We start from the raw sequence: 25,158 nt of genomic DNA, 5'->3' as shown, positions 1-25,158 counted from the left end.
CATGAAGAATGTCTCTTTGCGCGGAATTACCAAGACTTTTGGTCAGCTTAACGTCCTTGACCGTGTAGATCTTGATATTGAAGATGGTGAGTTTCTCGTTCTGGTCGGCCCCTCCGGTTGTGGAAAATCGACGCTTTTACGAATGGTCGCTGGGCTTGAGCCAATTTCCAATGGTGATCTCATTATCGGTGGTGAACGCGCTAATGAACTCTCGCCGCAAAAGCGCAACATCGCGATGGTGTTTCAATCTTATGCGCTGTTTCCACATATGACGGCTCGCGAAAACATTGGTTTCGGCCCCCGCATTCGCGGTGAAGATAAAGCAACAACTGCTGCTAAGGTCGATAAAGCCGCAGGCATTCTCAATCTTCACTCCTATCTGGAACGGTATCCGCGCCAGCTTTCTGGTGGTCAGCGTCAGCGCGTGGCTATGGGGCGTGCCATTGTTCGCGAACCGTCCGTATTTCTGTTTGACGAACCACTGTCTAATTTGGATGCACAGCTTCGAGTCCAAATGCGCACTGAAATCAAGGGTTTGCACCAGCGGCTTAAATCAACAGTGATCTATGTTACCCATGATCAGATTGAAGCTATGACTATGGCAGACCGGATTGTCGTGATGAATCAGGGCAAGATTCAGCAGATCGGCGCGCCGCTTGACCTATATGACCGCCCGGCAAATAAATTCGTCGCGGGCTTTATCGGATCACCGTCCATGAGCTTCATTCCAGGGTCCGTGTCTGAGGCTGGAATATTTAGCAGCAGCGATGGTGAGAGTATTGCTGTGCCCGGACGCGGAACGACCAAAGGCTTGGCCGAATTGGGCATACGACCTGAAAATTTCGTCGTCGATACTGACGGAAAGGGTCTGTCACTCATGGTCGAAGTTGTTGAACCGACGGGACCGGAAACGCATGTTTACGGAAAAATTGCCGGTTCCGCCGTGCGGGCCGTGTTTCGCGAGCGTATTCATCTTGCACCCGGAGAGCGAGTCCCTGTAACGGCAAGGCCTGAACATATCCATCTGTTTGATAAGGAAAGCGGACTGCCGCTTTAAAAACTGCATGAGTAAAATCGCCGACATCCTATCGCAGCTTCATGCTGTGGCACAGGACGGATCAAAATCCGATAGGAGATTGGCGGCATTGGTGCTTGCGGAGCCTCATTCCATATCAAAAGCTGCAATTTCAGAAATTGCACAGCGAGCAGGTGTGAGTGAGCCGACTGTTACGCGCTTTTGTAGATCCCTCGGTTGTGACGGTGTTCGTGATTTCAAGTTTTTTCTTGCACAGGCGCTCGCTATTGGCGGTCAATATCTGACCGCGGAAGCACCGACGCGTGATGTACGTGAGGCGCGGATCGCGCTTGCGGTTACCGATGGTGCCATTTCCGCAATTCAGCGCGCCTGCGATAACATCGATATGTCGCTGATCATAAATATTGCAGAGCGAATTGCTGTGTCATCGTCTGTGCTTTGCATCGGGTCTGGCGGTATTTCTTCTATGATGGCAACCGAAATGCAAAACCGGCTTTTCCGGCTGGGTATTCCCGTGGTTTCCCATGTAGACGGGCAGTTGCAGCGGATGTATGCGGCCATTGCCGGGCCCGAAATGACGGTTATCGCCTTTTCGATATCAGGCTATGCGCGCTCGGTAATTGAAGCTGTCGAAATTGCTAAGCAATACGGCGCTGATACGATTGCAATTACTACACCGATTTCAGAGCTTGCGGGAACCGCAAACATGGTTGTGCCGTTTCAAGTTAATGAAGATGGAAATCTTTTTAAACCAACGTCTTCGCGCTTTGCTTTGTTGGCAATCGTCGACTTAATCGCGACGGCGACCGCTGAAACACGCGGTCCTGAAGTGCTTGAACGTCTGCGACGCATCAAACAAAGCCTGAATATGCTTAAAGTAGATGATCCAAGTTTGCCGCTGGGAGACTGAATGAATGGGAATACCTAAAACGATCGGCAAGATTGATACGCCTGCTATCCTTATCGATGTTAACCGCGTGCAGGCCAATATTGTTAAGGCGCAGGCACATGCTGATGCGATCGGCGTGAAGCTTCGTCCGCATATTAAAACACATAAGCTTCCATATTTTGCGCGGCGGCAGCTTGAGGCTGGAGCTGTTGGCATTACGTGTCAAAAGCTTGGTGAAGCTGAAGTCATGGCAGATGCAGGCATTATCGATATTTTCTTGCCCTATAATATTCTGGGTAAGGAGAAGCTTGATCGGCTTTATGCTCTGCATCAGCGCATAACGATCTCGGTAACGGTTGATAACGCGACAGCCCTTGAGGGGCTGGCAAAGCGCTTCACCAATGCAGGGCGGCCGCTTAAGGTTCTCGTGGAGTGCGACACTGGCATGGGGCGCTGCGGCGTGCAAACAGCGGAAGAAGCGCTGGAACTTGCCCGGCAGATCAGTCAAAGCAAAGGTCTGCACTTTGGTGGCCTGATGACCTATCCCGCGACTGGCAAGGCTGAACAGGCGGAAAACTGGTTGCGTACAGCGCGTGATCTTTTGGCTGCCAATGGCCTTCGATGTGAAACCATTTCGAGCGGTGGCACGCCTGATATGTGGCTTTCGCCAATCGACAGTGTCGTTACTGAATATCGCCCGGGTACTTATATTTATTTCGACCGTTTTCAGGTGGCAAAAGGGGCGGCAACGCTTAACGATTGCGCTTTGACTGTATTGTCCACAATTGTCAGCCATCCGACAGCAGACCGTGTGATTATCGATGCTGGTTCAAAATCGCTTTCCAGCGACACGCTTGGATTGCCTGATTTTGGCGAACTGGCTGGTAGGACAGACGCACGGGTGACGGGTCTGAGCGAAGAGCACGGCACGCTTAAGGGTGATCTCGCTGGCTTAAAGGTTGGTGACAAGGTGCGGGTTATTCCCGATCATGTCTGTGTCGTTTCTAATCTCTTCGACGAAGTGCATCTGATCTCCGGCGACGATATTGTCGATATTTTGCCGGTTGCCGCACGCGGAAAGCTTCAATGATGACGGATAATCCTTTCGCTGGTGACAATGACCGTGAGCAGATTTGGGAAATGCTGGTTCGTCGCGATATCGAGGCTTTTGTTACTCAGACTTGGTCGTTAGTGGCTGATGACTTTGATGAAGCGCGCTTTCTCGGCATTCATGCACACGGTGAAGCAAACCCGGACAAATGGGATGCTGCTTTCCCGACACTTGCTTCCTATCGCGATGAATGGTTGCGGCAGGCAGCAGCGAGTGCTGCAACAGATTATGCCGAATCTCTTGCCGATGGCGTGCATCGTGCAACACGACTCAATGTGATTGATATCAACGGTGATGTCGCAGTTGCGCGTAAAAAATTTGACGGAACCATCGCCAAAGCAGACGGAACACAGGATATTCTGAACTGGCAGACACTTTATTTCTGTCGTCGCGATGGGGATCGTTGGCGCATCACTGGCTTTGTCGGGTATATGGTTAACGATTGATTTAATCGCGTTAAATAATCTCGGGAATTTGGGCACGGATCGGTTGATCCGCGCTCATTTTTCTGGCAAATGATGCCATATATTGCACAAGTATAATCATACAAATTCACTGTAATTATGCGGAATTATATTCTGCGAATACTAAATTGTCTCATGTCGCAGCCGATTGCATATTTGTCGCAGCTCGCTCCTGCGCAGCCCTTCCAGCGGATTACTATCATAGGCAGGTTGACCGATTAAATCCGATAAGCGGATAGGTTGGTTAACCTTCATATTTCGTCGCGCAGCCCATCAAAAACAATCAAGGGGACGGGCCGTGCAAAGATGAATCCGTGACTGTGGGTGGACATGTCTGGAAATGGCCTATATAAATAGATCACACCAATCGCTAATCATTCCATGTGGGTATGTCATTGCCCGCAAGTTGCGCATGTCCTATTCGCGCATGAATGAAGAAATAAAAATGATAATAAGGAGATTAAACCCACAAGAACAGTGGGGTTAAACATAATGCATGGTATTTTATACAAGGATGAAAGTATGAAGTCGCCAGCTAAGACAAAGATAAGCTTGAATAGCGTGTTTAAAGTCTTCGGCGACGATCCGAAGCTTGCGATGCAGGAATTGCGTGCAGGTAAGTCAAAGGCCCAGATTCACAGCGATCATGGTGCCACAATCGGTGTAGACAACGCGACCTTCGATATAAAAGAAGGCGAAGTATTCGTGATCATGGGCCTCTCTGGTTCAGGTAAATCAACGTTGTTGCGCCTTCTCAATCGCCTCATAGAGCCCACTGAAGGCTCCATCGAAGTTGACGGCCGCGATATTGTGAAAATGTCGAAGCGTGAGCTTATCGATCTTCGCCGTCGCGATATGAGCATGGTGTTCCAGTCATTTGCGCTTCTTCCAAATAGGAACGTAATTGATAATGCTGCGTTCGGCCTTGAAGTGGCCGGGATGGGCGAGGCTGAACGTCACGAAAAAGCGTTGAAAGCGCTGTCGGCAGTCGGTCTTGAACCCTATGCCAATTCGATGCCAGATCAGTTGTCGGGCGGTATGAAGCAGCGCGTTGGTCTTGCAAGAGCATTGGCAAGTGAACCCACCATCCTGTTGATGGATGAGGCATTTTCGGCGCTTGATCCGTTGATCCGCACGGAAATGCAGGTTGAATTGAAGCGTCTTCAGGCGGAAAATAGTCGCACAATCATTTTCGTAAGCCATGATCTTGATGAAGCTATGCGTATTGGTGATCGTATTTGCATTATGCAGCACGGCAAGGTCGTTCAGGTTGGTACGCCAAACGAAATCGTCTCGGCACCTGCCAATGATTATGTTCGTTCGTTCTTCCGCAATGTTGATGTGTCGCGCGTCTTTAAAGCCGCCGATGTCGTACGCGAAGATGAGCTAATCACCTTCGATCAGGCACAAATGTCTTCGGCACTCGAACGTCTTGATGCAAGCGGTAAGTCGTATGGCGTGTTGCTGGATGCTGACCGTGTTTATCGCGGTGTTGTTACACGCGATGCGCTCGCAAGTGGCAGTTTTAAAGCTGAAAATGACCAGCTTGATGGTGCTGCTGCAATTCAGGCTGATGCACCGCTATCGGGGCTTCTGGTGCGTGTTGCTGAAAGCCCTTGGCCGGTTCCAGTCACGGACCGGAACAATCGCTATCTTGGCGCTATCAGTAAATCGGCATTGCTTGAAACGCTTGGCCGCGCAGGCTGATCTGCGCGCCTCATTTCTCTCAGGCTTTCGGGATTAATCCCGTTTTGGACGCCCGCAAGGGACACAAGTCCAGCCATAGGTAACTCGATCTGAAATGGACGGTAAACCATGGATTTCAATTTTAGTATTGGCGGTGGGGCAGATGTAGTGGTCAACTACATTCTCGATCATTTCACGCCTGCACTTGATATTATTGCAGCCACTATCGGCTTTGTAACCGATGGTATTCAAAATGCTCTTCTTGCAATTCCACCATATGGCGGCGTTGCTATTCTCACGCTGCTGGCCCTCTGGCGGGTAGGCTGGAAATTCGCGATTTTTGCAGTTCTGGCTCTTGCTCTCATTATTCATATGGGGCTGTGGAGCGGTACGATGGAAAGCCTCTCGCTTGTGCTGGCTTCTACAATTATCGCTGTTGTGATCGGCATCCCGCTTGGCATTGCGATGGCGCGTAGCGATGCAGTTGCATCGGTTGTTCGTCCTGTGCTTGACCTCATGCAGACAATGCCGGCATTTGTCTATCTTATTCCAGCGGCAATGTTTTTCGGCCTTGGCGCTGTGCCGGGAACGATTGCAACGGTGATCTTCGCAATGCCGCCCGTGGTGCGGTTGACCAATCTTGGTATCCGTCAGGTTCACGCGGAATTTGTTGAGGCAGGTCTAGCATTCGGTTGTACATCAAGGCAGTTGCTTTTCAAAGTACAGCTCCCAAATGCCATGCCGTCCATCATGGCAGGCATGAACCAGACAATCATGCTGTCGCTGTCGATGGTGGTTATTGCATCCATGATCGGTGCGGGTGGTCTTGGTAATACTGTTCTGACAGGCATTCAGCGTCTGGACGTGGGTAAGGGCTTTGAAGGTGGTCTCGCTGTGGTCATTCTGGCCGTTATTCTCGACCGCATCACCCAGAGCTTTGGCAAGGGAAATTCTGGCGGCGTGCTGGGCTTTTTCAAAAAGCTGTCATTCATGAAGAAGGCGGAGGGGGAGCAGTCCTCATCCTCACTTCGCAATCAACAAGCATAAATAAAAAACGGGAACTCTTTCAATTCAAAGGAGAAGTTATGTTAGGTAAACTGACAAAATTCGGTCTTGCGGCGGTTGTTGCAGGTAGTATGAGTGCTGGAGCAGCCTTCGCGCAGGATAGCAAGACGGTAAAAATCGGCTGGGCTCCATGGTCTGATGCAGAGTTCGTAACAAAGCTCGCTGCAAAGCTGATGGAAGATAATCTTGGCCAGAAGGTCGAGCTGGTACAGACCGATGTTGCACCGCTTTATCAGGGCGTGAGCCGTGGTGATGTGGATGCGATGATGATGGCATGGCTGCCGGAAACACACGCTGATTACTACAAGCGCGTGGAAGATAAGGTTGAAAACCTTGGACCGCTTTATGAAGGTGCCAAGCTCGGCTGGATCGTACCGGCGTACATTCCGGAAAGCGAAATCAGCTCTATCGAAGATCTGAAAAAGCCAGAAATTCGTGAAAAGCTGAAAGGCGAAATTCAGGGCATTGATCCAGGTGCCGGTCTGACCCGTCTGTCCGAAGAAGCGATCAAGAAATATGGCTTGGACTACAAGCTGAATGTATCGAGTGAAGCAGCGATGCTGACGACAGTTGATCGTGCGACGCGTTCTGACGGTTGGTTTGTAGCGACCTCGTGGAGCCCGCATTGGATGTTTGGCAAATATAAGCTTCGTTATATTGCTGATCCAGAAGGCGCATTGGGTGGCGCAGAGCATGTCGATGCGATTGCGCGCAAGGGTTTCAAGGAAGATAACCCGAAAGCTGCAGCGCTTCTGACCAAAATGAGCATCCCTATCGATGAGCTTGAAACTGCGATGTTTAATGCGCAGGAAACTTCTTATGAGAAGGCCGTTGATAAATATATCGCTGATCATCCAGATCGTATTAAGGAATGGCTTGCTGAATAAGCGTAGCGCTATCGAGAAAACAAAACCCCGGCATCTGCCGGGGTTTTTGTTTGCAGTGATGCGCTTAGAACATGTTTTGATCTGATTGAATCAGATCGGCGCCATAATCATTTGTTTTACGCACATCTTGGTCCGAAAACCGGTTCCCACTTTTCGGGATGTGCTCTAGAGCATATCACGTTTATTCGTTCGTACTGGAATGTACTCGCAATAGAAAAGGAGCAGGCTCCTCCCCAAGAACCTGCTCCTTAATGCATCGCCCCCGCCTGCGGATGGTCGATGCTGTATATATAAGTCATTGATTAGTAATAACTAATTAAAGACCCTTAATCTTATGATCAACTTTAACGCACAATTGTTTTGCAGTGCAACTTGATTCTGACGTTCGCTAAAGGAATTCTGACATTTTTTAATCGTATCGAAAAAGCTGTCAGATTTTGCGGGCACTTACTCCAGCCCGCAGGCGCGCAGAAACAGTGTTGAGACCTCTTTTTCGATGCGATCAAGGTCCAGCGGCTCGTCTTTACTAAGCGACATCATGCTGCGGACCTGTGTTTCAAAGTCGGCATAGTGCTGGGTGACAGCCCATATGTGCATCTGGAACAGCAGCGGGTCTACCGGCTTGATACGACCGTCATCAACCCATGACTGAATGAGTTTCACGGCATTATGAGTTGCAGATACGTGTTTCTTCCAATGGCGGCTCAGAAAAGGCGCACCATTGGCAATTTCAGTCGTGAATAGCCGTGAGGCTTTTGGGTTCTTCTGGCTGAATTCAAGCTTGGCGCGAATATATTGCCGGATTAGCGTGGCAGGGTCTTCCTCATTGCTGACGCCGAGAAATATACCTTCCCACTCATCAAGGATATAAATGAGAATATCCTCGTAAAGCTCTTCCTTGCTGGAAATATAATAATGGAGTTGCGGCTTGGTCAGACCAGCGCGTTGCGCAATGCCTTGCGTGGACGCGCCGGCTAGTCCTTTTTCTGCAAACTCATCGATGGCGGCTGTACGAATGGCACCCTGAATGCGACGCCTGCGGCCGAGAACCTTGTCTCGTCCGGTCAGCTCACTATCGTCATTCTGGTTGTCTGTGGTCATTCGTACCAGCCGCTATTAGAATTGCAGGAGGGTTATTGGCCCAATTGCTTCTTGATGTCGAGACCTGCGCCCTTGTTAACAAAAGCGTCGGTTGCAACCTTGGTCATGTCCAGTTCGTCGCCGCTGACAATGCCGGACTTGCGTGCGAGTTCGTAGAACTCTTTCACTCGGTTCATGTCGATTGCGCCAATGCCTTTTTCGAGCGTGTCGCCACTGTCGATCAGCTTAAGTTCCTTAAGACGTGCGAGCTCCGCATCCAGCGTTTCCTTGCTCATGTCAGCATTGTCCTTGAGGATGAGTTCATAGGCTTTGCTGTTGTCGCCATAAAGAAAGTTGTTCCAGCCTTCGATGGAGGCTGTTACAAAACGCTGAACCAGTTCAGGATTTTCTTCGATCAGCTTTTGGCGTGTTTCGATGGTGTTGGCATAGGTGTTGAAGCCCTGATCAGCCAGCAGGAAGGTCGTGACCTTCGCGCCCTCTTTTTCAGCATAGATTGGCTCGGCAGTGGCATAGGCCTGCTGCACCGTCTTCTTGTCGCTCAAGAACTGCGCAAGGCTATAACCATATGGACGAAGCTGCTCGTCCTTGAAGCCGAAATCCTTAACCAGCCATGGCCAGAACGAGAACTGACCATCCTTGGAAATCAGGATGGTCTCTGCATTGGCGAGGTCTTTGAAGTCCTTGTATTCGCCTTCATGCGCCATCAATGCTTGCGGGTCTTTCTGATAGAAAGCAGCCACAACCGTGGTTGGTACACCATTTGCAACATTGTTGAACGACAAAAGCAGATTGCCGGTCAGCAGGAAGTCGAGGCGCCCAGCAGCCAGCATCGGACGATTGTTGACCTGTGGTCCTCCCATTTCGATCTTCACATCGAGGCCGTGCTTTTCATAGGTGCCATCTGCAACGGCTTGATAGAAGCCGCCATGACCGGCCTGCGCGAGCCAGTTGGTGCCGAGTGTCACCTTATCGAGCGCATAGGCCATCTGTGCCGAAAGGCCAATGGAGAGAGCAGCAAGCGCTGTAACGAGAGTTTTTTTCATTTTGGTTCCCCTTGATTAATTCTTCAATGCCATGTCGGCTGTCCAGCCGCGGGTTTTGCCCGGATTGAGCAAGCCGTATGGGTCAGCTTGCTTCTTGAATTCGATCTGTACGCTGTCGATTTCTTTCATGCCGCCGTCTTCGATGGTGTAGGCGTGCGGATCATAAATGTCGCAACCGTCGACCTTTTCGAGTTCTTCGATCAGGCGATACATTTCATCACGGCCTTCAAAGCGCACAAGCGGCAGCGCAAAAATCTGCAATTCCCCTTCAAGACGCGCCATTTCGTGATGCATATATTGCGTCTCGCCATAGCGTGCGATCTGGCGTGTCACCACATCGATGTCGAACGGGCGAGGATAGGCAACCTGCAAGTAAGTCCAGCCCGGCTCAGCTTTGAGTGCCTGAAGCGTCGTGTGGTTCCAGCCGCATTCATATGCAGGTTGAAGCCCAGCTTTGTGTAGCTCATCGAGCGTCATCGAGAAGGTAACCTTGCCGCCGAATTCGATTGCCAAAGCCTCAAAACGCGCCACTTCTTCCGGTGCGATCATCGCAAAAACTGCATCTTTATCGGACGGGAAAAGATCACCAAATTTTGTGTAGAAACGCGCAAAGCGACGATCAACGGTAGTCAACAGATAGCAATCGAGGTTTTCTTCGAGTGCCTTAAGGCAGAATTTTAATGTTGCCTCGTAGCTGTCGAAGAGGGCTGCAGTATGCACCCATTCGGTTGCTTTGGTGAGGCCAATTTCAAGCTCAAGAATGATGCCGTTGGTGCCATATGCGTGCTGAACTTTGTGAATGTCGCGGCCTGTCAGTTCAATGATTTTCGGCTCGGCCTCAACGGTCAGAACTTTGACTGAATAGACATTGCCATCGTCACGCAGCATGCCGTGGCGCAGCGAACCGATACCGCCTGAGCCGCCCGAGAAAAAGCCACCAATGGTGGCGATGCGACGGGTGGACGGATACATCAGGAGTTCCTGACCCGTTTCGCGCACAGCATCGTCGAGGCGCGAAATACGGGCTCCACCTTCAACGCGAACTTTGCCCGGTTCGATTGCGATGATGCGGTCGATCTTGGTCATGTCGAGAATGACGCCGCCTTCAAGCGGAACGCACTGTCCGTAATTGCCCGTGCCGCCACCGCGAACGGTGATAGGAATGCGAAGCTTGGCTGCAGCAGCTGCCACGCGGCGCACTTCATCCTGATCTTTCGGGATGACGACGAGATCGCCGAGATAATGACCGATATCTTCCGTCAGGATAGGGCTATACCAGAAATAATCGCGGGACCGCAGTTCTACTTGCTTGGGATCGTCATAAATGCGGATCCCTTCGATCTCAGTGCGAAACGCGGCCCAGTCATAGATGCGCTGTGGTGCGGCAGAATTCATGGGTTTCTCCGATTAAATGTGTTTGCCATCGCGCCAGATGGTGCGATGCGCCTGCGGGCGGCTGATGAGGTCGTTGATGTCGGTGGCGTCGTGCCAAATGAAGTTTGCGCGTCCGCCTTCGACCAGCGTCTGGACGCGGTCGCTTCCGATGAAACGCGCGGGCAGGGTGGTGATGCTGTCGAGCCATTCATCTGGCTCCAGGTGGCAAACAGGGGCCGCAAGGCGCAGGGCCGAAAGCGGGTCGTAATCGCCATAAGGATAAAACGCGTCGCGCACATTGTCGGAGCCAAGCATGGCATTCATACCCACCCGACGCGCTTCTTTTAGCGGCGCGACACCACGAAGGCGTGGGGATTTTCCCCCAAGCCTGTCTTGCAGATAGAGGTTGGATGTGGGCAGCGATACAAGCGCTGTTCCTGCATCTGCTGCCGCATCGAGAATCCGGCTTAGGTCTTCGGGCGAACGCAGTGAAAGCGAACAGGCATGACCGCAAAGGACGCGTCCCGCCATGTCGTGGCGCTTCGTTGCGGCAACAATCAGCGAAAAGCCATCGGCTTCCAAATCAAGCCCTTCATCGACGTGAAAGTCGAGCTTGAGATCATGCTGCCCCGCGAGACGAAACATCTCTTCAATTTTGGCTTCAAGATCAGCATTACGATAGAAGAATGCGCCGAGAACGCCGCCATCTTTTGCTACCCGCTCGGCAATCGTAGCACCGGCATCGAGCACAATATCGCCATGGATAAGGGCTGCGAGCTCCAGATCAATGCGGTCTTTCCATTCCTGACGCAGCTCGTTCAGCACAGGCCATGCGGTAGGCAGCTCAGGCGTCGTCCAATCAACATGGGTACGCATTGCGCCAACGCCCTGAGCATAGGCCGCTTCAAGGGCACGCGTGGCGCGTGCGCGAATATCGTCGGCATTCCAATGCTGGCGATCAACATTCATCAGATCAATCGCGTCGAACAGGCATTCAACTTTGGCGCTGCCACGCTCGGCAATGCGGCCAATGGTGAATGTCTTGTCGAGATGCACATGCACTTCGGCGAATAGCGGTGTGATAAAGCCGCCATTTTTAGCCTGTGAGGGCGTCAGTGAAGCGATGCGCTCGCCATTGATGCTGATGTCGTAATGACCATCAAGATCAGCAATGGCAACACCTTTCAGCATATTAACGTTCACGACGGATCTCGCTTTCATGCCAGCGTCCGAGAACAAGGCGCGATAGCCAGCTTGTGATCAGGAAAATCACGATGCCGAGCAGCGAAACGAGGAACAGTGCCGCAAACATGCGCGGGATTTCATTGCGGAAGCTCGATTCCAGAATGCGCGAGGCGAGGCCGGTGCTTTGGCCAGCGCTGCCTGCAACGAACTCTGCCACCACAGCACCGATCAGGGAGAGGCCACCGGCAATCTTGAGCGCTGCCATGAAATAGGGCAGTGCGCTTGGCGCAAGCAGATAGCGCAGACGCTGCCAAGGCGAGGCGCGATAGAGCTTGAACAGATCACGCAGATTATGATCAGCACTGCGCAGGCCGATGACGGTGTTCGATAATATCGGGAAGAAAGCCACAATCCATGCGCAGATCAGCAATGCTGAAAATGTATCGCGCACATAAATCAGGATCAGCGGTGCAATGGCGATAACCGGAGTCACCTGAAGAATGACAGCAAACGGAAAGAACGCCATTTCAATTGGTCGCGACAGTGCAAAGATCATGCCGAGCAGAACGCCGCCGACAATTGCGCAAAACAGCGAAATCAGTGTGAGCTTGACCGTAAACCACATCGACGTCGCCAATGAAGGTCCGTCTTTTATAAGCGTTTCACCGATCAGCGACGGGGCTGGGATCAGGTAATGTGGCACTTCATAAAAGCGCACGAGGCCTTCCCATATGCATAGCGCGATAAGGATCGCGAGCGTCGGCATGATGATACGCAGATTGCGCTCACGACGGGCGAGGCGATGTTGTTCCGAATTAAGAACAGGCAGTTGATTTTGCATTTTCCCTGTCCTCAGTGGTCAATATCTTGGGATGAAAGCGTCGCGGTGAGCGCATCGGAAACCCGAGCGCAATCTTTTGCGTAAGCTTCGGTGGCGCGATAATTTTCGGCGCGTGGATAGCTGCCTTCGATGCCGATATCGGCAACAACCCGTCCGGGGCGGGCAGCCATGACGATGACGCGATTGGAGAGATAGACGGACTCGTAAACGCTATGCGTGACGAAAACGACCGTCAGTCCATGTTCCTGCCAGAGCCGCAAAACGTCATTGTTTAGCTTGAAGCGCGTCATTTCATCGAGCGCCGCAAAAGGCTCATCCATCAACAAAAGGCGCGGACGCGTGACCAATGCACGGGCAATTGAAACACGCATTTTCATGCCGCCCGAAAGTTCGCGCGGATAAGCGGCAGCAAAACGCGACAGACCAACTTGTGTCAGAGCTTCTTCGACGCGTGGCGTTGCTTCCTTGCGTGATATGCCGGAAAGACGCAGCGGTAGATAAACATTGTCGAACACGCTGGCCCACGGCATCAGGGTTGGTTCCTGAAACACGAAGCCAATGTCCTGTGCACCAATTGGGCCTTTGCCCGGTGCGTGGCCATTGACGCGAATGTCGCCAGCAGAGATAGATTCAAGCCCTGCGATCATGCGCAGCGCTGTACTTTTGCCGCAACCCGATGGGCCGAGGAAGCTTACGAACTGACCTTGTTCGATCTTGAGCGACATATCGCTGACCGCAATGACGCCTGTGCCATACTGCTTGTAGACGCCGTTGATATCGATCAGGGAGGGTGAGGTTTGCGAGTTGGGGGCCACGCTTATCGTCCTTACCAGGCAGGCTTGTTATCGAGCCAAGAGAGCGGCGCTCGCTCAATCTCAGCCAGCACTTCAACCAACCGTTCGGCGGCGAAATCGATGGTCTTGCGGCCTTTTTCAGCAGTGGCGAGCGACGCGTCACCGGCAGCACCATGTGCGTTGATGTCCTGAACCTGCCATGCAGGTTTTGCGCCACCACTCAGCGAAAGGTGCTTGTAGTCCGAAGCCAATGTTTCAGTCAGCGTGTGGAAATTCTGCGCTTTTGAAATATCCACCAGGTCGGGGTGGAACTCGAGCATGACAGAGGTTTCCATATCGCCAGCATGAATGCCGTGCTTAAGCTCATGCTCGCTATAAACACCGTCCGGCATACCGAGACCGAACCAGTTGACGCTGAACACCATCATATTGTGTTTGATGCGCAATTCGCGGGCCACGGTATCCATGATCGTGATCTGGCCACCATGACTGTTCAAAAGCGCCATTTTGCGCACGCCGCTTGCTGCAACGCAGGCACCTATTTCGCACCACATGCGAATGAGCGTCTGTGCGGAGAATGTTAGCGTGCCGGGATAGAGGCTGTGTTCATTGCTCTTGCCAATGGCCTGTGTCGGCAGAAAAAGCGCATGGCTTTCATCAGGCAGGCGGGCGATGGTCTCTTTGACCATGCCGTCTACGATTGCCGCATCGACTGCCAGCGGCAGGTGTGGTCCGTGCTGTTCAATTGCGCCAACGGGTAAAACTGCCACAATCTTATCGCGGTCGAGGCGTGAAAACGCTTCGCTCGTGTAATCAGACCAATATCTTTTCAATCTATTTGCTCCTAAATGATAGGGAGGCGATTGCCTTTTACTAAACAATCTGACCAATCGGTCAAACTAAATGTTTTAAAAAATTGGGATGCATGTAAATAAGGTGTGAATCCGTGACGAATTCGCCACGCGACAGCCTGCCTCATGTTTATGATGCGCGGAAATTTCCGGAGGTCCTATGGACAACAGTTGTATTATTATTGGCGCGGGGCATGCTGGGTCACAGGCTGCGATCAGTCTGCGACAAGAAGGTTATGCTGGCGAAATCGTTCTCATTAATGATGAGACGGATATTCCTTATCATAAGCCGCCGCTCTCAAAATCCTATCTGAAAGCCCCAGAGGCAGGCATTCTCGTTCTGCGCCCGGAAAGCGCTTATCGCGATAATAATATTGAGATGCTGTTTGGGCGTAGCGTTGCGCATGTGTCTTTGGCGGACAAGACCGTCACGCTTGATGACGGCAAAGTGCTTCACTGGTCGGAGCTGGTCTTTGCAACGGGCGCACGGGCGCGAATCCCCGATATGCCGGGTGTTGACCTTGATGGCGTTGTGACGCTGCGCCGTTTGGAAGATGCACGTCGCATTGCGGATATGATGCCACGTGTTGAAAACGTCGTGATTATCGGTGGCGGTTTTATCGGCCTTGAAATGGCACATAGTGCAGTGGCCCTTGGCAAGAAGACGGTTCTGATTGAAGCAGCTCCGCGTGTCTTGGGTCGTTCTGTTGCCACACACATATCTGCCCATGTTGAAACACGCAGCCGTGCGGCGGATATAACGCTTCTCACCGGCGTTGGCGTTGAAGCAATTCTAGGCGAAGCCGGTCGGGTAACGGGCATTAAAGCCGCTAATGGCACTGTTTATCCGGCTGATATGGTGGTGCTTGGTACAGGCGCGGTTCCTAATGTCGAGCTTGCGACCGAAGCAGGACTTGTTGTTGAGAATGGCATCGTGGTGGATCAGCATATGCGTGCATCGAGTGAGCATGTTTATGCGATTGGCGATTGCGTGAGCTATGATCATTTCCATGCAGGTCGTCGCGTACGACTGGAATCAGTGCAGAATGCAACTGATCAGGCCAAGAATGTTGCGCGCGCGATTGCTGGTCGAGGCACGCCGTTTCGCGATGTAGCTTGGTTTTGGTCGGATCAGGGTGACATGAAATTGCAGACGGCAGGTCTTTCGTTTGACGCCGACCGCCATATTCTGTCGGGCAATCTCGAAGATAATGCTTTCTCCGTGTTTCATTTTTCAGGTGACAAACTGGTGGCGGTTGATTCCATCAATCGCCCGGCCGATCACATGATGGCGCGCCGATTGCTGGCGGCTGGTATAAGCCCAAGTGAAGACGATATTGCAGCGGGTGCTGCTCGTTTCAAAGAATTGCTCGCAGCAGCGCCGAAAGCCTGAGGATATAGAATGACTGTTTTAAAACATCTGCTCCCTGCCGATATGGCAGCGCCTTTCGCTGCCTATAGTCATGGCGTGAAGGTAAGCGCTTGTGCTGAACTGGTTTTCTGCTCTGGCCAGCTTGGTATTGGGCCAGATGGTTCTGTGCCTGAAGATGCAGGCGCGCAGGCCGAGCTTTGCTTTGAGAATATCCGCCGCATCCTGCGTGATGGTGGCATGGACTTTTCAAACGTTGTGCGCATCAATGCCTATGTTACGGATCGTGCGCATATGCGCCCGTACATGGATGTGCGTGATCGTTTGTTTCCGCAGCCTGCACCAGCGTCGACACTGATGATCGTTTCCGGTTTCACGCGGGAAGAATTCAAGGTGGAGATTGAGGTTGTCGCGGCGAAATAGCTATCCATCATTGTGATTTGATCACAATAAAGCGTATCGCCTTCGCTTGCGAGGGATGGTAGGGTTGTCCGACATCCTCCATTCCCTTCAGGCTTATTCATGTCAAATAATCAGACTTCGGCTTTGTCGCCGGAAACTTTGCCGCGCTCGTCTGTGCGACTGGCAGAGCTAGCGCTTGCCCTTGGCGGCTTCGGTATCGGCACCGGAGAATTCGCAATCATGGCGCTTTTGCCGGATATCGCACGTGATCTGCATGTGACGATTCCAAGCGCTGGGCACTTGATCAGTTCTTACGCGCTGGGCGTGCTGATTGGCGCGCCTGTTCTGGCCGTCTTTGGTGCCCGGCTTGACCGTCGCAAACTGGTATTTCTGTTCATGGCGCTATTTGCTTTCGGCAATCTCGCTAGCGCATTTATGCAGAACTATGACGGCCTGATCCTGATGCGCTTCGTTGCAGGCTTCCCACATGGTGCATATTTTGGCGTTGCGTCGCTTGTGGCGGCATCAATGGCCGAGCCGGGAAAGCGTGCGCAGGCTGTTGGGCGTGTTATGACTGGTCTAACAGTTGCAACACTGGTTGGCACGCCTTTGGCAACATGGCTGGGGCAAATTGCGGGTTGGCGCGCCATGTTTGCAGCGGTTGGCCTGATCGCCATTTTAACGATGGTGATGATTAGCGTTTTCGTCCCGAAGCAACCTGCAGAAGAGGGTGCTTCGCCGCTACGCGAACTGGGTGCGCTGCGCCGCAAGCAGGTTTTGCTCACATTGGCGATTGGCGCTGTAGGAACGGGCGGATTGTTTTCGGTCTTTTCCTACGTCGCAGCGACCATCACTGAAGTATCGCATGTCGATATGAAGTGGATGCCGATCGTCTTTGCCATGTTCGGGCTTGGCATGGTTTTGGGCAATATCGTTGGTTCTAACCTGACTGATCGCTCTGTCATGGGTACGGTCGGCGGCGTCCTTCTCTATGATTTGGCAGTGATGCTCGCATTTCCATTTTTGATGCAGCATCCGGCAACGGCGTTTTTGAGTGTTCTGCTTGTTGGTGGCGGCTTTGCATTGGTGCCAGCATTGCAGACACGTCTGATGGATGTGGCCGCTGATGCGCAAACGCTTGCGGCAGCACTTAATCACTCGGCACTCAATCTCGCCAATGCACTAGGCGCATGGCTTGGTGGATTGGCTATCGCATGGGGATATGGCTGGACCGCGACCGGAACAGTTGGTGCTTTTTTGGCGGTTGCAGGGCTGGCGGTGTTTGCCGTCTCGTTACTGGCGGATCGCATAACGCGCCAAAAAGCAGCGCTTGCCACAGAGTAATGCACAAAAAATAACACCCGCCGCGGGAGGAGCGGCAGGTGTCATTTAGGGTAAGACCGGAATGGGAGGAGGAGGTCCGGTCTTTATGTCACCGAGGAAAATGGGAGGAGGGAACACCCCGGTGAAAACTTTGGAAACTGTAGAACCGCGTGAATAAAGCATCGCGGTTCAAATCAAAGGCATCAGTCTTTTGATGGCGCGCTCTTAGCGAGCAGCAGCCTTACGTGCAACGAACGAAATTTCCGAAGGCATAATGCCGAGGTCGTTCAGTTCGCGTGGGCTCAGGCGGCTCAGTTCATTTACAGTGTTACGGTAACGGCGCCAGTTGTTGTACGAGCGGATCAGGTTCATTTCTCTCACCTAGTGAAAATCAAATCTCTTTGTTGCCACCAGCATATAGGCCCTATGTTTTAGGAAGTGGAGAGCCAGATTTGCATAGCTGCTGTGCAATATAGCCTGTCGATTGCATGGCTTTTACGCAACTTGGCCATTTTATAATCACAATCATGAGGCGCACTGGCCAAATCATTCTTTTCGGGGCGGTTTGCCATTATTTAAAAGCATGGGGCCGCGCAGAGCATTTTCACGCATGCTCTTTGTTATCTCTGCTGAAAAGCCCAGATCGTCATAATCGCAGTTTTCGGTTTTAATGCGCTCAATCGCATTGCTCGCGGTTTGTTCGTTATCGATCTGAAAACTGCTGTCTTTAATGTCATTGAGTGTCGCAGGAAGGCTTTCATTAAACGCAAGTATTTCACCTGCGATTTGATGTTTTGCAATGATCGAAGCGCGCCCGAGATCAAATTCGGGCGATAGTTCCGTGATGCCAACCCAGAAATCGCGCGGCGTTTTCAGGGTAAAATCCATCTGGTTTATTTTACCGTCTTTCACTGCATCGAAGAATTGTTTGCCGAGTTCAAAGCCTCGCCGCGTAAACTGTATGCCAGTTATATTATGACCCATAGCAGCTTCATGCAGGTAGCCGCATCGAAAGTGCTTCCATGATCGCTCTGCGAAAGAAAGGTAATCTGTCTTGGATGGTTCATCACTATAAGCTGCGGATCCATACGATACACACAGCATGATTGCCAAACTGACTTTAAGTCTACACAAGAGAGCATTCCTTCGAATTAAATGATTGTGTAATGGGCTTGCTGCCTATTGCCGTGTTTGCATGAATTTTAAAATAATTCTTTCGGCTTATCGGAAAAGGGCCGTTTAATTTTGTCGCAAAAACCCCGGGATTTGTCGCCTTGTGACGATAATTCCACATGACTCTCGAAATGGTTTAAGCTAAGTGACGTATGTCGTGTGATGGAGCTTTGCTTCTTGTAAGTATGTTCTGTCACTGTTTGTCTGCGGGAGAGAGCTGGCGCAAGCTGGCCACCGAAGGGGAAATCGCCCGAAATCTCTCAGGTACCATGAACCGCAGATGGGTAAGGCAACTCTGGAAAGTCGGAGGAAACTCCGCGCCGAAGGTGTAAGTATAGCTTTATGGCTATGCGAGTCTCTCAGGCCTGAGACAGAGGGGCACGAAGCAACCGCATTTCGCGGAGGCATACGTGCGACTCTGGAGTTGTTATGGGCGATACCGCACACTTGAATACCCTGCCTTTGCAGGATCTGCATGAAGAAGCTGGCGCACGCTTTGGCGGTTTTGCTGGTTGGAACATGCCGATCACTTATCCGCTCGGCGTGATGAAGGAACATCTTCATACGCGTGAGCATGTTGGTCTTTTCGATATTTCACACATGAAGCTGATCGAAGTTTCGGGCGCCGATGCAATTGCGCTTTTGAGCGAGACCTGTCCGCTTGATCCATCGATTCTCAAAACCGGCCAGTCGAAATACACATTTTTTCTGAATGATAACGGCGGCGTTCTTGACGATCTTATCGTTACGCGTCTTGGCGAAGACCGCTTCATGGTTGTTGCCAATGCTGGCAATGCGGAAGCCGATATTGAGCATCTTAACGAGGCGGCATCTGGCAAAGACGTAACCGTCAATCCGCTTGATCGCGTGTTTTTGGCGATACAGGGGCCGGAAGCTGAAAGCGTCATTAATGATCTCGGCCTTGCCGGTGCAGAACTCACCTTTATGAGCGGCTTTGAACCTAATCCCAACTGGTTCATGACCCGTTCGGGCTATACCGGCGAAGACGGTTTTGAAATCGGTCTGCCTGCTGATGAGGCGCGCGCGCTTGCAGCCAAGCTTCTGGCCGACGAACGCGTCGAATGGATTGGCCTTGCTGCTCGCGATAGCCTGCGCCTTGAAGCTGGTCTTTGCCTGCACGGTCAGGATATTACGCCGGAAACCGATCCGGTCTCTGCTGGCCTCACATGGGCAATCACCAAGTCAGTGCGTGAAAAGGCTGCCTTTAAGGGCGCCAAAGCTGTGCTGGACGCGATTGCTAAGGGTGCAACTGCTAAGCGCGTTGGCCTGAAGCCAGAAGGCCGCCAGCCAGTGCGCGGCGGCGCAGAACTTTTCGACGAATCCGGTTTTCAGATCGGCACCGTCACATCGGGTGGCTTCGGCCCATCCGCAGGTTTCCCGGTTGCTATGGGGTATGTCGAGGCAAGTCTCGCAGTTCCCGGCACCCGCATTTTCGCTGATGTCCGCGGTAACAAGGTTCCCGTCGACGTGTCAGCACTTCCCTTCACACCGCATCGCTATCGCAAAGGATGATTTCCATGGCCAATATCCTGTTCACCGAAGATCATGAGTGGATCAGCATTGAGGGTGGCGTTGCCACTGTCGGCATCACAATCCACGCACAGGAACAGCTGGGCGACCTCGTATTCGTAGATCTGCCGGAAATAGGTCGCACCGTTTCCAAGGGCGAAGGCATTGTGGTTGTTGAATCGGTTAAGGCCGCTTCCGACGTTTATGCTCCGGTCGATGGCGAAGTCGTTGAAGTCAACGAAGCTGTTTCAAGCGATCCGGCTCTCGTCAATCAGGCTGCTGAAGGCGAAGGTTGGCTGTTTAAGCTGAAGCTTTCCGATGAAAGCCAGCTTACCGGCCTGCTCGACAAGGCTGGTTACGACAAACTCGTAGGATAATCAGATGACGCAACAGGTTCTCCCTTTTGTTGCCCGTCATATCGGGCCACGCATCGAAGACGAGCGCGCAATGCTTGCAGCGCTCGGCCTTCCTTCTATGGAAACGCTGATCACGCAGGCGGTTCCGGCGTCTATACGCCTTAACCGTGCGCTTGATCTGCCAGCAGCTTTGAGCGAACACGCAGCACTTGCCGAGCTCAATGAAATCATGGACCGCAATGTGGTGAAGAAAAGCTTCATCGGTGCGGGTTATCATGGTGTGCTCACTCCGCCAGTTATTCAGCGTAATCTGTTTGAGAACCCAGCCTGGTACACGGCTTACACACCATACCAGTCGGAAATCAGTCAGGGCCGCTTGGAGCTTCTGTTCCACTTCCAGACGCTCGTTGCCGAGCTTTCCGGTCTGCCGGTTGCCTGTGCGTCGCTGCTGGATGAAGCAACTGCTGTGGCTGAAGCTGTGGGCGTTGCCGTTCGCCATCATCGCGATAAGCGTGAGCGCGTTTTGCTCGCAGGTGATTTGCATCCGCAAACGGTCGATGTGATCAACACCCGCGCCGAGCCACTTGGCTGGCAGGTTGAAGCCGGAAGCACGGTTGATGACAATACCGCTGCGGTCATTGTTCCTTGGCCGGATACACGTGGTGTTTATGGCGACTTCACTGCCGTCATCGCCGATGCCAAGGCCAAGGGCGCTTTGGTGATAGCTGTTGCTGATCCTTTGGCACTGACCATTCTGGAAGCGCCTGCAAAATGGGGCGCTGACATGGCTGTCGGCTCCATGCAGCGTTATGGCGTCGCCATGGGCTTTGGTGGTCCACATGCTGCATATCTCGCAGTATCGGAACCACTGACGCGTATTATCCCCGGCCGTATCGTCGGTCAGTCGGTCGATGCACATGGCCGTGCCGCCTATCGTCTGGCTCTTCAGACGCGTGAGCAGCATATCCGCCGTGACAAAGCGACTTCCAACATCTGCACCGCGCAGGCATTGCTTGCCAATATGGCTGCATCCTATGCCATCTGGCACGGTCCAGCTGGCCTGCAGGCTATTGCAACCCGCGTGGCAACTCTTGCGTCGCGCTTTGCAACGGGCCTCAAGGCTGCTGGCGTCGAAATCGCAGGCGACAGTCTGTTCGACACAGTGAGCATTAAGGTTTCCGGCAAGGCGCAGGCCATTGCTGACGAAGCTGACAAGGGCGGTCGTCTGCTCCGCATTATCGATGCGGATACGGTCGGCGTTACCTTTGACGAGACCTCGACCGAGGAAGATCTTGCAGCGCTCGCCGTTCTGTTTGGCGCAAAGCCAGTTGGCAATGATGATCTGCTGGTGCCTTCCAAGGGGCGTGGTGAAGGTTTCCTGACACAGGACGTGTTCCATTCGCACCGCTCAGAAACCGAGATGATGCGCTTCCTGCGTCGTCTGGCCGACAAGGACTTGGCGCTTGATCGCGCGATGATCCCGCTCGGCTCCTGCACGATGAAGCTCAATGCGGCAGCAGAAATGATGCCGGTGAGCTGGAACACGGTTGCCAATCTGCATCCGTTTGCACCAGCCGCTCAGACCACCGGCTATGCCAAGATGACTTCAGACGTCGAAGCATGGCTTTGCGAAATCACCGGCTTTGCCGGTGTATCGCTCCAGCCAAATGCCGGTAGTCAGGGCGAATATGCGGGACTTCTCGCAATCCGCCACTATCACCAGTCACGCGGCGAAGGCCATCGCAACATCTGCCTTATTCCATCCTCTGCACATGGCACCAATCCTGCCAGCGCGTCGATGGCTGGTATGAGCGTTGTTGTCGTTAATTGCCGTCCTGACGGCGATATCGATATCGATGATCTGAAAGCCAAGGCTGAAAAGCATCGCGATAATCTCGCGGCGTTCATGATCACCTATCCATCGACCTATGGTGTGTTCGAAGAAGGCATCAAGGCCTTCTGCGAAATCGTCCACGACAATGGCGGTCAGGTCTATTTCGACGGTGCAAACCTCAATGCACTCGTTGGCCTTGCGCGCCCTTGCGATATTGGCGCTGACGTTTGCCATATGAACCTGCACAAGACCTTCTGCATTCCGCATGGCGGCGGCGGTCCGGGTGTTGGTCCGATTGGCGTTGCTAAGCATCTTGTACCTTACCTTCCGGGCCATGTGGATATTGGTTCCAAGCACGCTGTTTCCGCAGCACCGTTTGGCAGTGCATCCATTCTGGTCATTACGTGGATGTATATCCGCATGATGGGCGGAGCGGGTCTCAAGAAGGCAACCGAGGCTGCAATCCTCAACGCCAACTACATAGCGCATCGTTTGAAGGACGCTTATCCGATCCTTTACACCGGCGCGCATGATCGTGTGGCGCATGAGTGCATCGTGGATACGCGCGTGCTCAAAGACAGTGCAGGCATCACTGTAGAGGACGTGGCTAAGCGCCTGATCGACTATGGTTTCCATGCACCGACCATGTCATGGCCAGTTTCTGGAACACTGATGATTGAGCCAACCGAGTCCGAGCCAAAAGCGGAAATCGACCGCCTTTGCGATGCAATGATTGCTATTGCGGGCGAGGCGAAAAAGGTTGCCGATGGGGTCTGGCCAAAGGATGATAATCCACTGGCCAATGCTCCGCACACGGCAGGCGATACGCTGGCAACAGAATGGACACATCCTTACACCCGTGAGGAAGCAGTGTTCCCGGGAAGCGCTTTGAGCGGTGAGTTTGACACGACGGCGAAATATTGGCCGCCGGTCAGCCGCATCGACAATGTGGGCGGTGACAGAAATCTCATCTGCTCTTGCCCGCCAGTTGCGTCTTACGGCTAGAGCGCATCCCGAAAAGTGTGAAACGGTTTTCGGGTAAGATGCGCGTTGAAACAAACATTTAGAGCGACGATCTGATAAAATCAGATCGAAACACGCTCTAAAAGACTTTGTTAAGCAGCAGAACGGAGCGGTACTCTATCGCTCCGTTTTGAATAGAATTTCTTGTTTTACAAACTGATTTCGTAGGGCAATTAAAGAGCTGGAAATAGCTTTTTAAGGCGTCACTGATGATGAGAATCCGGTTCTCATGCAGTCGGTTTTGACGAAAAATACCCATGGACTTATGAAGCGCTGCGGCAACGCAGCGCTTTTTATTTTTATTCTAAGTTTTTGAAATTTAGGCAAAAAAAGAGCCGGACTAAAAAGTCCGGCTAAGTTATGAAGGTGCCATAAAGGCAAACCTCCAGAGGGGAACACTTACCGCGCGCAATGGGAGGAAGCGCAAGCGGTAAGCAAGTGTCATATGGACCCGTTGCAACTATTCTTCAACCCCTAAAACGCGAAATTTTTGACCATTTCGGAAAATTCTGAAACTTTTCACGAAGCTGTATAATTTCTTCATCTTGCTGTCTGTTGCCGTTTTGTGATTTTTCGATCTGTCTGACAGATCAAAACCAATTATATTTCCGTAAGATAGCTCTAAAATCCAAGTCTTTTCAGGTGGTCTTGTTTATTAGCAAACCTAAAACTTGCTACATAAATCTATGAAATCATTAGAATAATTCTAAAACATTCCCATGGTAGTCATGTTCATTTCTATTGCGAGGCAGCGTCCAGAGTTATAGAAAGGAAGACGATCGACGATGGCCTGACGCGCTGTTGTGGGGGCTTAACAGCATTTCCTGCAATAGCACTTGGCGGCTTCGTGTGGGCTGAATGCGATAGGTAAAGATAGAGAGCGATTCCTTTCAAATATTGAATTTGGACATCGTTCTGGTCACTGCATGAGAGTCACTCTCGTTCGGTTTCAAGCGTACTGGATTGTTTCGTAATGCTCGTGCCATTTCTCATTATGTTCCGTGAAGGCGTGGAAGCTGCGCTGATCGTTGGTATCATTGCGAGCTATTTGCACCAGACCGGACGCAGTGCATGGATGCCAGTCGTATGGATCGGCGTTTTCCTCGCGCTCGCTTTGTCTTTGTCTGTTGGTGCCATTCTGCAATTGCTGAGTGCTGAATTTCCGCAAAAAGCGCAGGAGCTGTTCGAAGCCATTATCGGGCTGATTGCCGTATTCGTCCTCACGTCAATGGTTTTCTGGATGCGCAAAGCTGCGCGTTCCATCAAAGCGGAACTGCACCATTCGATTGATGCTGCTTTTGAGACACCGACACATAAAGGCTTCGGCCTGATCCTGATGGTGTTCTTTGCTGTGGCGCGTGAAGGGCTTGAGTCAGTTTTCTTCTTGCTCGCTGCTTTCCAGCAGAGCGAAGGTGGAGCCGCTCCGCTTGGTGCATTGCTCGGTGTGCTGCTCGCAGCTTTGGTCGGTTATGGCATTTACCGCGGTGGCTTGAAGCTCAATCTGCGCCGCTTCTTCCGCTGGACGGGTGTGTTCATTCTGGTCATCGCGGCTGGCATTCTCGCGAATTCCGTTATGGCTTTGCATGAGGCGGGCATCTGGAACCACTTCCAGACCGTTGTTTTTGATACCAGCGAAGTTCTGCCGCTCGATAGCACGCTTGGTTCCGTATTGGCCGGGATATTCGGCTATATCGCAACGCCGACCGTTAGCGAAGTTTTCGCTTATCTAGCCTTCCTTATTCCCGCCCTTATTCTATTTCTGATGCCATCGTCCGCACCAGCGCAAACCGCGCCTGCGAAACGTTCCGCGTAATCAAAGAG

Annotated in this window: 23 protein-coding genes and 1 riboswitch; of the genes, 14 read left to right on the top strand and 9 right to left on the bottom strand. The window is 52.1% G+C overall.

The genetic code is table 11. From position 1 onward, the window contains the following. Position 1 precedes the first annotated feature (1 nt). The 7 genes from ACOZHT_RS07075 (at position 2) to ACOZHT_RS07045 (ending at position 7,138) form a co-directional block, all read left to right on the top strand. Positions 2-1,057, top strand: a complete 1,056-nt coding sequence (locus ACOZHT_RS07075) for an ABC transporter ATP-binding protein (protein ID WP_421565497.1) — start codon at positions 2-4, stop codon at positions 1,055-1,057. A 7-nt stretch (positions 1,058-1,064) separates the two neighbouring features. After that, on the top strand, positions 1,065-1,946 hold the full coding sequence (locus tag ACOZHT_RS07070) for a MurR/RpiR family transcriptional regulator (RefSeq protein ID WP_421565496.1): 882 nt from the start codon (positions 1,065-1,067) through the stop codon (positions 1,944-1,946). A gap of 4 nt (positions 1,947-1,950) precedes the next feature. Continuing rightward, complete coding sequence (locus ACOZHT_RS07065) at positions 1,951-3,015, top strand: D-TA family PLP-dependent enzyme (protein WP_421565495.1); 1,065 nt, start codon at positions 1,951-1,953, stop codon at positions 3,013-3,015. Further along, the gene (locus ACOZHT_RS07060; protein WP_421565494.1) at positions 3,012-3,482 is read left to right on the top strand and encodes a hypothetical protein; all 471 of its coding nucleotides are present in this window, start codon (positions 3,012-3,014) and stop codon (positions 3,480-3,482) included. Before ACOZHT_RS07065 ends, ACOZHT_RS07060 begins: the two co-directional genes overlap by 4 nt. A 540-nt stretch (positions 3,483-4,022) precedes the next feature. Then, positions 4,023-5,207, top strand: a complete 1,185-nt coding sequence (proV, locus tag ACOZHT_RS07055; protein ID WP_421565493.1) for a glycine betaine/L-proline ABC transporter ATP-binding protein ProV — start codon at positions 4,023-4,025, stop codon at positions 5,205-5,207. Between the two features lie 108 nt (positions 5,208-5,315). After that, positions 5,316-6,233, top strand: coding sequence for an ABC transporter permease (locus ACOZHT_RS07050; protein ID WP_421565492.1), 918 nt, complete (start codon positions 5,316-5,318; stop codon positions 6,231-6,233). 38 nt (positions 6,234-6,271) lie between these two features. Continuing rightward, positions 6,272-7,138, top strand: a complete 867-nt coding sequence (locus tag ACOZHT_RS07045) for a glycine betaine ABC transporter substrate-binding protein (RefSeq protein WP_421565491.1) — start codon at positions 6,272-6,274, stop codon at positions 7,136-7,138. Positions 7,139-7,585: 447 nt separating this feature from the next. Here the strand turns inward: ACOZHT_RS07045 and ACOZHT_RS07040 are convergent, their stop codons facing one another. Genes ACOZHT_RS07040 through ACOZHT_RS07010 form a run of 7 tightly spaced genes read right to left on the bottom strand, consistent with a single transcriptional unit; the run spans position 7,586 to position 14,309 of the window. Beyond that, complete coding sequence (locus ACOZHT_RS07040) at positions 7,586-8,239, bottom strand: TetR family transcriptional regulator C-terminal domain-containing protein (RefSeq protein WP_421565490.1); 654 nt, start codon at positions 8,237-8,239, stop codon at positions 7,586-7,588. Positions 8,240-8,271: 32 nt separating this feature from the next. After that, the gene (locus tag ACOZHT_RS07035; RefSeq protein WP_339509599.1) at positions 8,272-9,282 is read right to left on the bottom strand and encodes an ABC transporter substrate-binding protein; all 1,011 of its coding nucleotides are present in this window, start codon (positions 9,280-9,282) and stop codon (positions 8,272-8,274) included. Positions 9,283-9,297: 15 nt separating this feature from the next. Next, positions 9,298-10,677, bottom strand: a complete 1,380-nt coding sequence (locus ACOZHT_RS07030; RefSeq protein ID WP_421565489.1) for an FAD-binding oxidoreductase — start codon at positions 10,675-10,677, stop codon at positions 9,298-9,300. 12 nt (positions 10,678-10,689) lie between these two features. Continuing rightward, complete coding sequence (locus ACOZHT_RS07025) at positions 10,690-11,877, bottom strand: amidohydrolase family protein (protein ID WP_421565488.1); 1,188 nt, start codon at positions 11,875-11,877, stop codon at positions 10,690-10,692. After that, a complete protein-coding gene (locus ACOZHT_RS07020) occupies positions 11,849-12,682 on the bottom strand; it encodes an ABC transporter permease (protein WP_339509596.1) in 834 nt (277 codons plus the stop codon). The genes ACOZHT_RS07025 and ACOZHT_RS07020 overlap by 29 nt, the downstream gene beginning before the upstream one ends. An 11-nt stretch (positions 12,683-12,693) precedes the next feature. Next, on the bottom strand, positions 12,694-13,503 hold the full coding sequence (locus ACOZHT_RS07015; protein ID WP_421565688.1) for an ABC transporter ATP-binding protein: 810 nt from the start codon (positions 13,501-13,503) through the stop codon (positions 12,694-12,696). Between the two features lie 5 nt (positions 13,504-13,508). Then, positions 13,509-14,309, bottom strand: a complete 801-nt coding sequence (locus ACOZHT_RS07010) for a creatininase family protein (protein ID WP_421565487.1) — start codon at positions 14,307-14,309, stop codon at positions 13,509-13,511. A gap of 178 nt (positions 14,310-14,487) precedes the next feature. On the opposite strand from ACOZHT_RS07010, the gene ACOZHT_RS07005 reads away from it, so the two are divergent. The 3 genes from ACOZHT_RS07005 (at position 14,488) to ACOZHT_RS06995 (ending at position 17,442) form a co-directional block, all read left to right on the top strand. After that, a complete protein-coding gene (locus ACOZHT_RS07005; protein WP_421565486.1) occupies positions 14,488-15,720 on the top strand; it encodes an NAD(P)/FAD-dependent oxidoreductase in 1,233 nt (410 codons plus the stop codon). A 9-nt stretch (positions 15,721-15,729) separates the two neighbouring features. After that, positions 15,730-16,119, top strand: coding sequence for a RidA family protein (locus tag ACOZHT_RS07000; RefSeq protein ID WP_421565485.1), 390 nt, complete (start codon positions 15,730-15,732; stop codon positions 16,117-16,119). A 99-nt stretch (positions 16,120-16,218) separates the two neighbouring features. Then, positions 16,219-17,442: an MFS transporter gene (locus tag ACOZHT_RS06995; RefSeq protein ID WP_421565484.1), complete on the top strand. Its 1,224-nt coding sequence runs from the start codon at positions 16,219-16,221 to the stop codon at positions 17,440-17,442. 204 nt (positions 17,443-17,646) lie between these two features. Here ACOZHT_RS06995 and ACOZHT_RS06990 read toward each other — a convergent pair whose 3' ends face one another. Beyond that, positions 17,647-17,793, bottom strand: coding sequence for a DUF1127 domain-containing protein (locus ACOZHT_RS06990; RefSeq protein WP_339509591.1), 147 nt, complete (start codon positions 17,791-17,793; stop codon positions 17,647-17,649). Positions 17,794-17,967: 174 nt separating this feature from the next. Continuing rightward, the gene (locus ACOZHT_RS06985) at positions 17,968-18,405 is read right to left on the bottom strand and encodes a hypothetical protein (protein ID WP_421565483.1); all 438 of its coding nucleotides are present in this window, start codon (positions 18,403-18,405) and stop codon (positions 17,968-17,970) included. Between the two features lie 386 nt (positions 18,406-18,791). Next, positions 18,792-18,881, top strand: a riboswitch (glycine riboswitch). Between the two features lie 142 nt (positions 18,882-19,023). On the opposite strand from ACOZHT_RS06985, the gene gcvT reads away from it, so the two are divergent. From gcvT to efeU, 4 genes are all read left to right on the top strand, one after another. Further along, positions 19,024-20,127 (top strand): glycine cleavage system aminomethyltransferase GcvT, encoded by a 1,104-nt coding sequence (gcvT, locus tag ACOZHT_RS06980; protein ID WP_421565482.1) that lies wholly within the window; start codon positions 19,024-19,026, stop codon positions 20,125-20,127. Positions 20,128-20,132: 5 nt separating this feature from the next. Further along, on the top strand, positions 20,133-20,501 hold the full coding sequence (gene gcvH, locus ACOZHT_RS06975) for a glycine cleavage system protein GcvH (protein WP_339509588.1): 369 nt from the start codon (positions 20,133-20,135) through the stop codon (positions 20,499-20,501). 4 nt (positions 20,502-20,505) lie between these two features. Then, positions 20,506-23,319 carry an aminomethyl-transferring glycine dehydrogenase gene (gene gcvP, locus ACOZHT_RS06970; RefSeq protein ID WP_421565481.1) on the top strand — a complete coding sequence of 938 codons (2,814 nt, stop codon included), beginning with the start codon at positions 20,506-20,508 and terminating at the stop codon, positions 23,317-23,319. Positions 23,320-24,310: 991 nt separating this feature from the next. Beyond that, entirely contained in the window at positions 24,311-25,150 is an 840-nt protein-coding gene (efeU, locus tag ACOZHT_RS06965; RefSeq protein WP_421565480.1) for an iron uptake transporter permease EfeU, read from the top strand. The last annotated feature ends 8 nt before the right edge of the window (positions 25,151-25,158 follow it).

Source organism: Ochrobactrum sp. EDr1-4, from assembly GCF_049199085.1.
GTDB lineage: Bacteria > Pseudomonadota > Alphaproteobacteria > Rhizobiales > Rhizobiaceae > Brucella.
The sequence above is the reverse complement of the archived record's forward strand: the minus strand, read 5'-3'. Positions and strand labels throughout refer to the sequence as shown.

What these genes read in the sequence shown, in the direction of transcription:
- ACOZHT_RS07075 (WP_421565497.1), top strand. Translation starts at nt 2, where the DNA reads ATGAAGAATGTCTCTTTGCGCGGAATTACCAAGACTTTTGGTCAGCTT.
- ACOZHT_RS07070 (WP_421565496.1), top strand. Translation starts at nt 1,065, where the DNA reads ATGAGTAAAATCGCCGACATCCTATCGCAGCTTCATGCTGTGGCACAG.
- ACOZHT_RS07065 (WP_421565495.1), top strand. Translation starts at nt 1,951, where the DNA reads ATGGGAATACCTAAAACGATCGGCAAGATTGATACGCCTGCTATCCTT.
- ACOZHT_RS07060 (WP_421565494.1), top strand. Translation starts at nt 3,012, where the DNA reads ATGATGACGGATAATCCTTTCGCTGGTGACAATGACCGTGAGCAGATT.
- proV (WP_421565493.1), top strand. Translation starts at nt 4,023, where the DNA reads ATGAAGTCGCCAGCTAAGACAAAGATAAGCTTGAATAGCGTGTTTAAA.
- ACOZHT_RS07050 (WP_421565492.1), top strand. Translation starts at nt 5,316, where the DNA reads ATGGATTTCAATTTTAGTATTGGCGGTGGGGCAGATGTAGTGGTCAAC.
- ACOZHT_RS07045 (WP_421565491.1), top strand. Translation starts at nt 6,272, where the DNA reads ATGTTAGGTAAACTGACAAAATTCGGTCTTGCGGCGGTTGTTGCAGGT.
- ACOZHT_RS07040 (WP_421565490.1), bottom strand. Translation starts at nt 8,239, where the DNA reads ATGACCACAGACAACCAGAATGACGATAGTGAGCTGACCGGACGAGAC.
- ACOZHT_RS07035 (WP_339509599.1), bottom strand. Translation starts at nt 9,282, where the DNA reads ATGAAAAAAACTCTCGTTACAGCGCTTGCTGCTCTCTCCATTGGCCTT.
- ACOZHT_RS07030 (WP_421565489.1), bottom strand. Translation starts at nt 10,677, where the DNA reads ATGAATTCTGCCGCACCACAGCGCATCTATGACTGGGCCGCGTTTCGC.
- ACOZHT_RS07025 (WP_421565488.1), bottom strand. Translation starts at nt 11,877, where the DNA reads ATGAAAGCGAGATCCGTCGTGAACGTTAATATGCTGAAAGGTGTTGCC.
- ACOZHT_RS07020 (WP_339509596.1), bottom strand. Translation starts at nt 12,682, where the DNA reads ATGCAAAATCAACTGCCTGTTCTTAATTCGGAACAACATCGCCTCGCC.
- ACOZHT_RS07005 (WP_421565486.1), top strand. Translation starts at nt 14,488, where the DNA reads ATGGACAACAGTTGTATTATTATTGGCGCGGGGCATGCTGGGTCACAG.
- ACOZHT_RS07000 (WP_421565485.1), top strand. Translation starts at nt 15,730, where the DNA reads ATGACTGTTTTAAAACATCTGCTCCCTGCCGATATGGCAGCGCCTTTC.
- ACOZHT_RS06995 (WP_421565484.1), top strand. Translation starts at nt 16,219, where the DNA reads ATGTCAAATAATCAGACTTCGGCTTTGTCGCCGGAAACTTTGCCGCGC.
- ACOZHT_RS06990 (WP_339509591.1), bottom strand. Translation starts at nt 17,793, where the DNA reads ATGAACCTGATCCGCTCGTACAACAACTGGCGCCGTTACCGTAACACT.
- ACOZHT_RS06985 (WP_421565483.1), bottom strand. Translation starts at nt 18,405, where the DNA reads ATGGGTCATAATATAACTGGCATACAGTTTACGCGGCGAGGCTTTGAA.
- gcvT (WP_421565482.1), top strand. Translation starts at nt 19,024, where the DNA reads ATGGGCGATACCGCACACTTGAATACCCTGCCTTTGCAGGATCTGCAT.
- gcvH (WP_339509588.1), top strand. Translation starts at nt 20,133, where the DNA reads ATGGCCAATATCCTGTTCACCGAAGATCATGAGTGGATCAGCATTGAG.
- gcvP (WP_421565481.1), top strand. Translation starts at nt 20,506, where the DNA reads ATGACGCAACAGGTTCTCCCTTTTGTTGCCCGTCATATCGGGCCACGC.
- efeU (WP_421565480.1), top strand. Translation starts at nt 24,311, where the DNA reads ATGCTCGTGCCATTTCTCATTATGTTCCGTGAAGGCGTGGAAGCTGCG.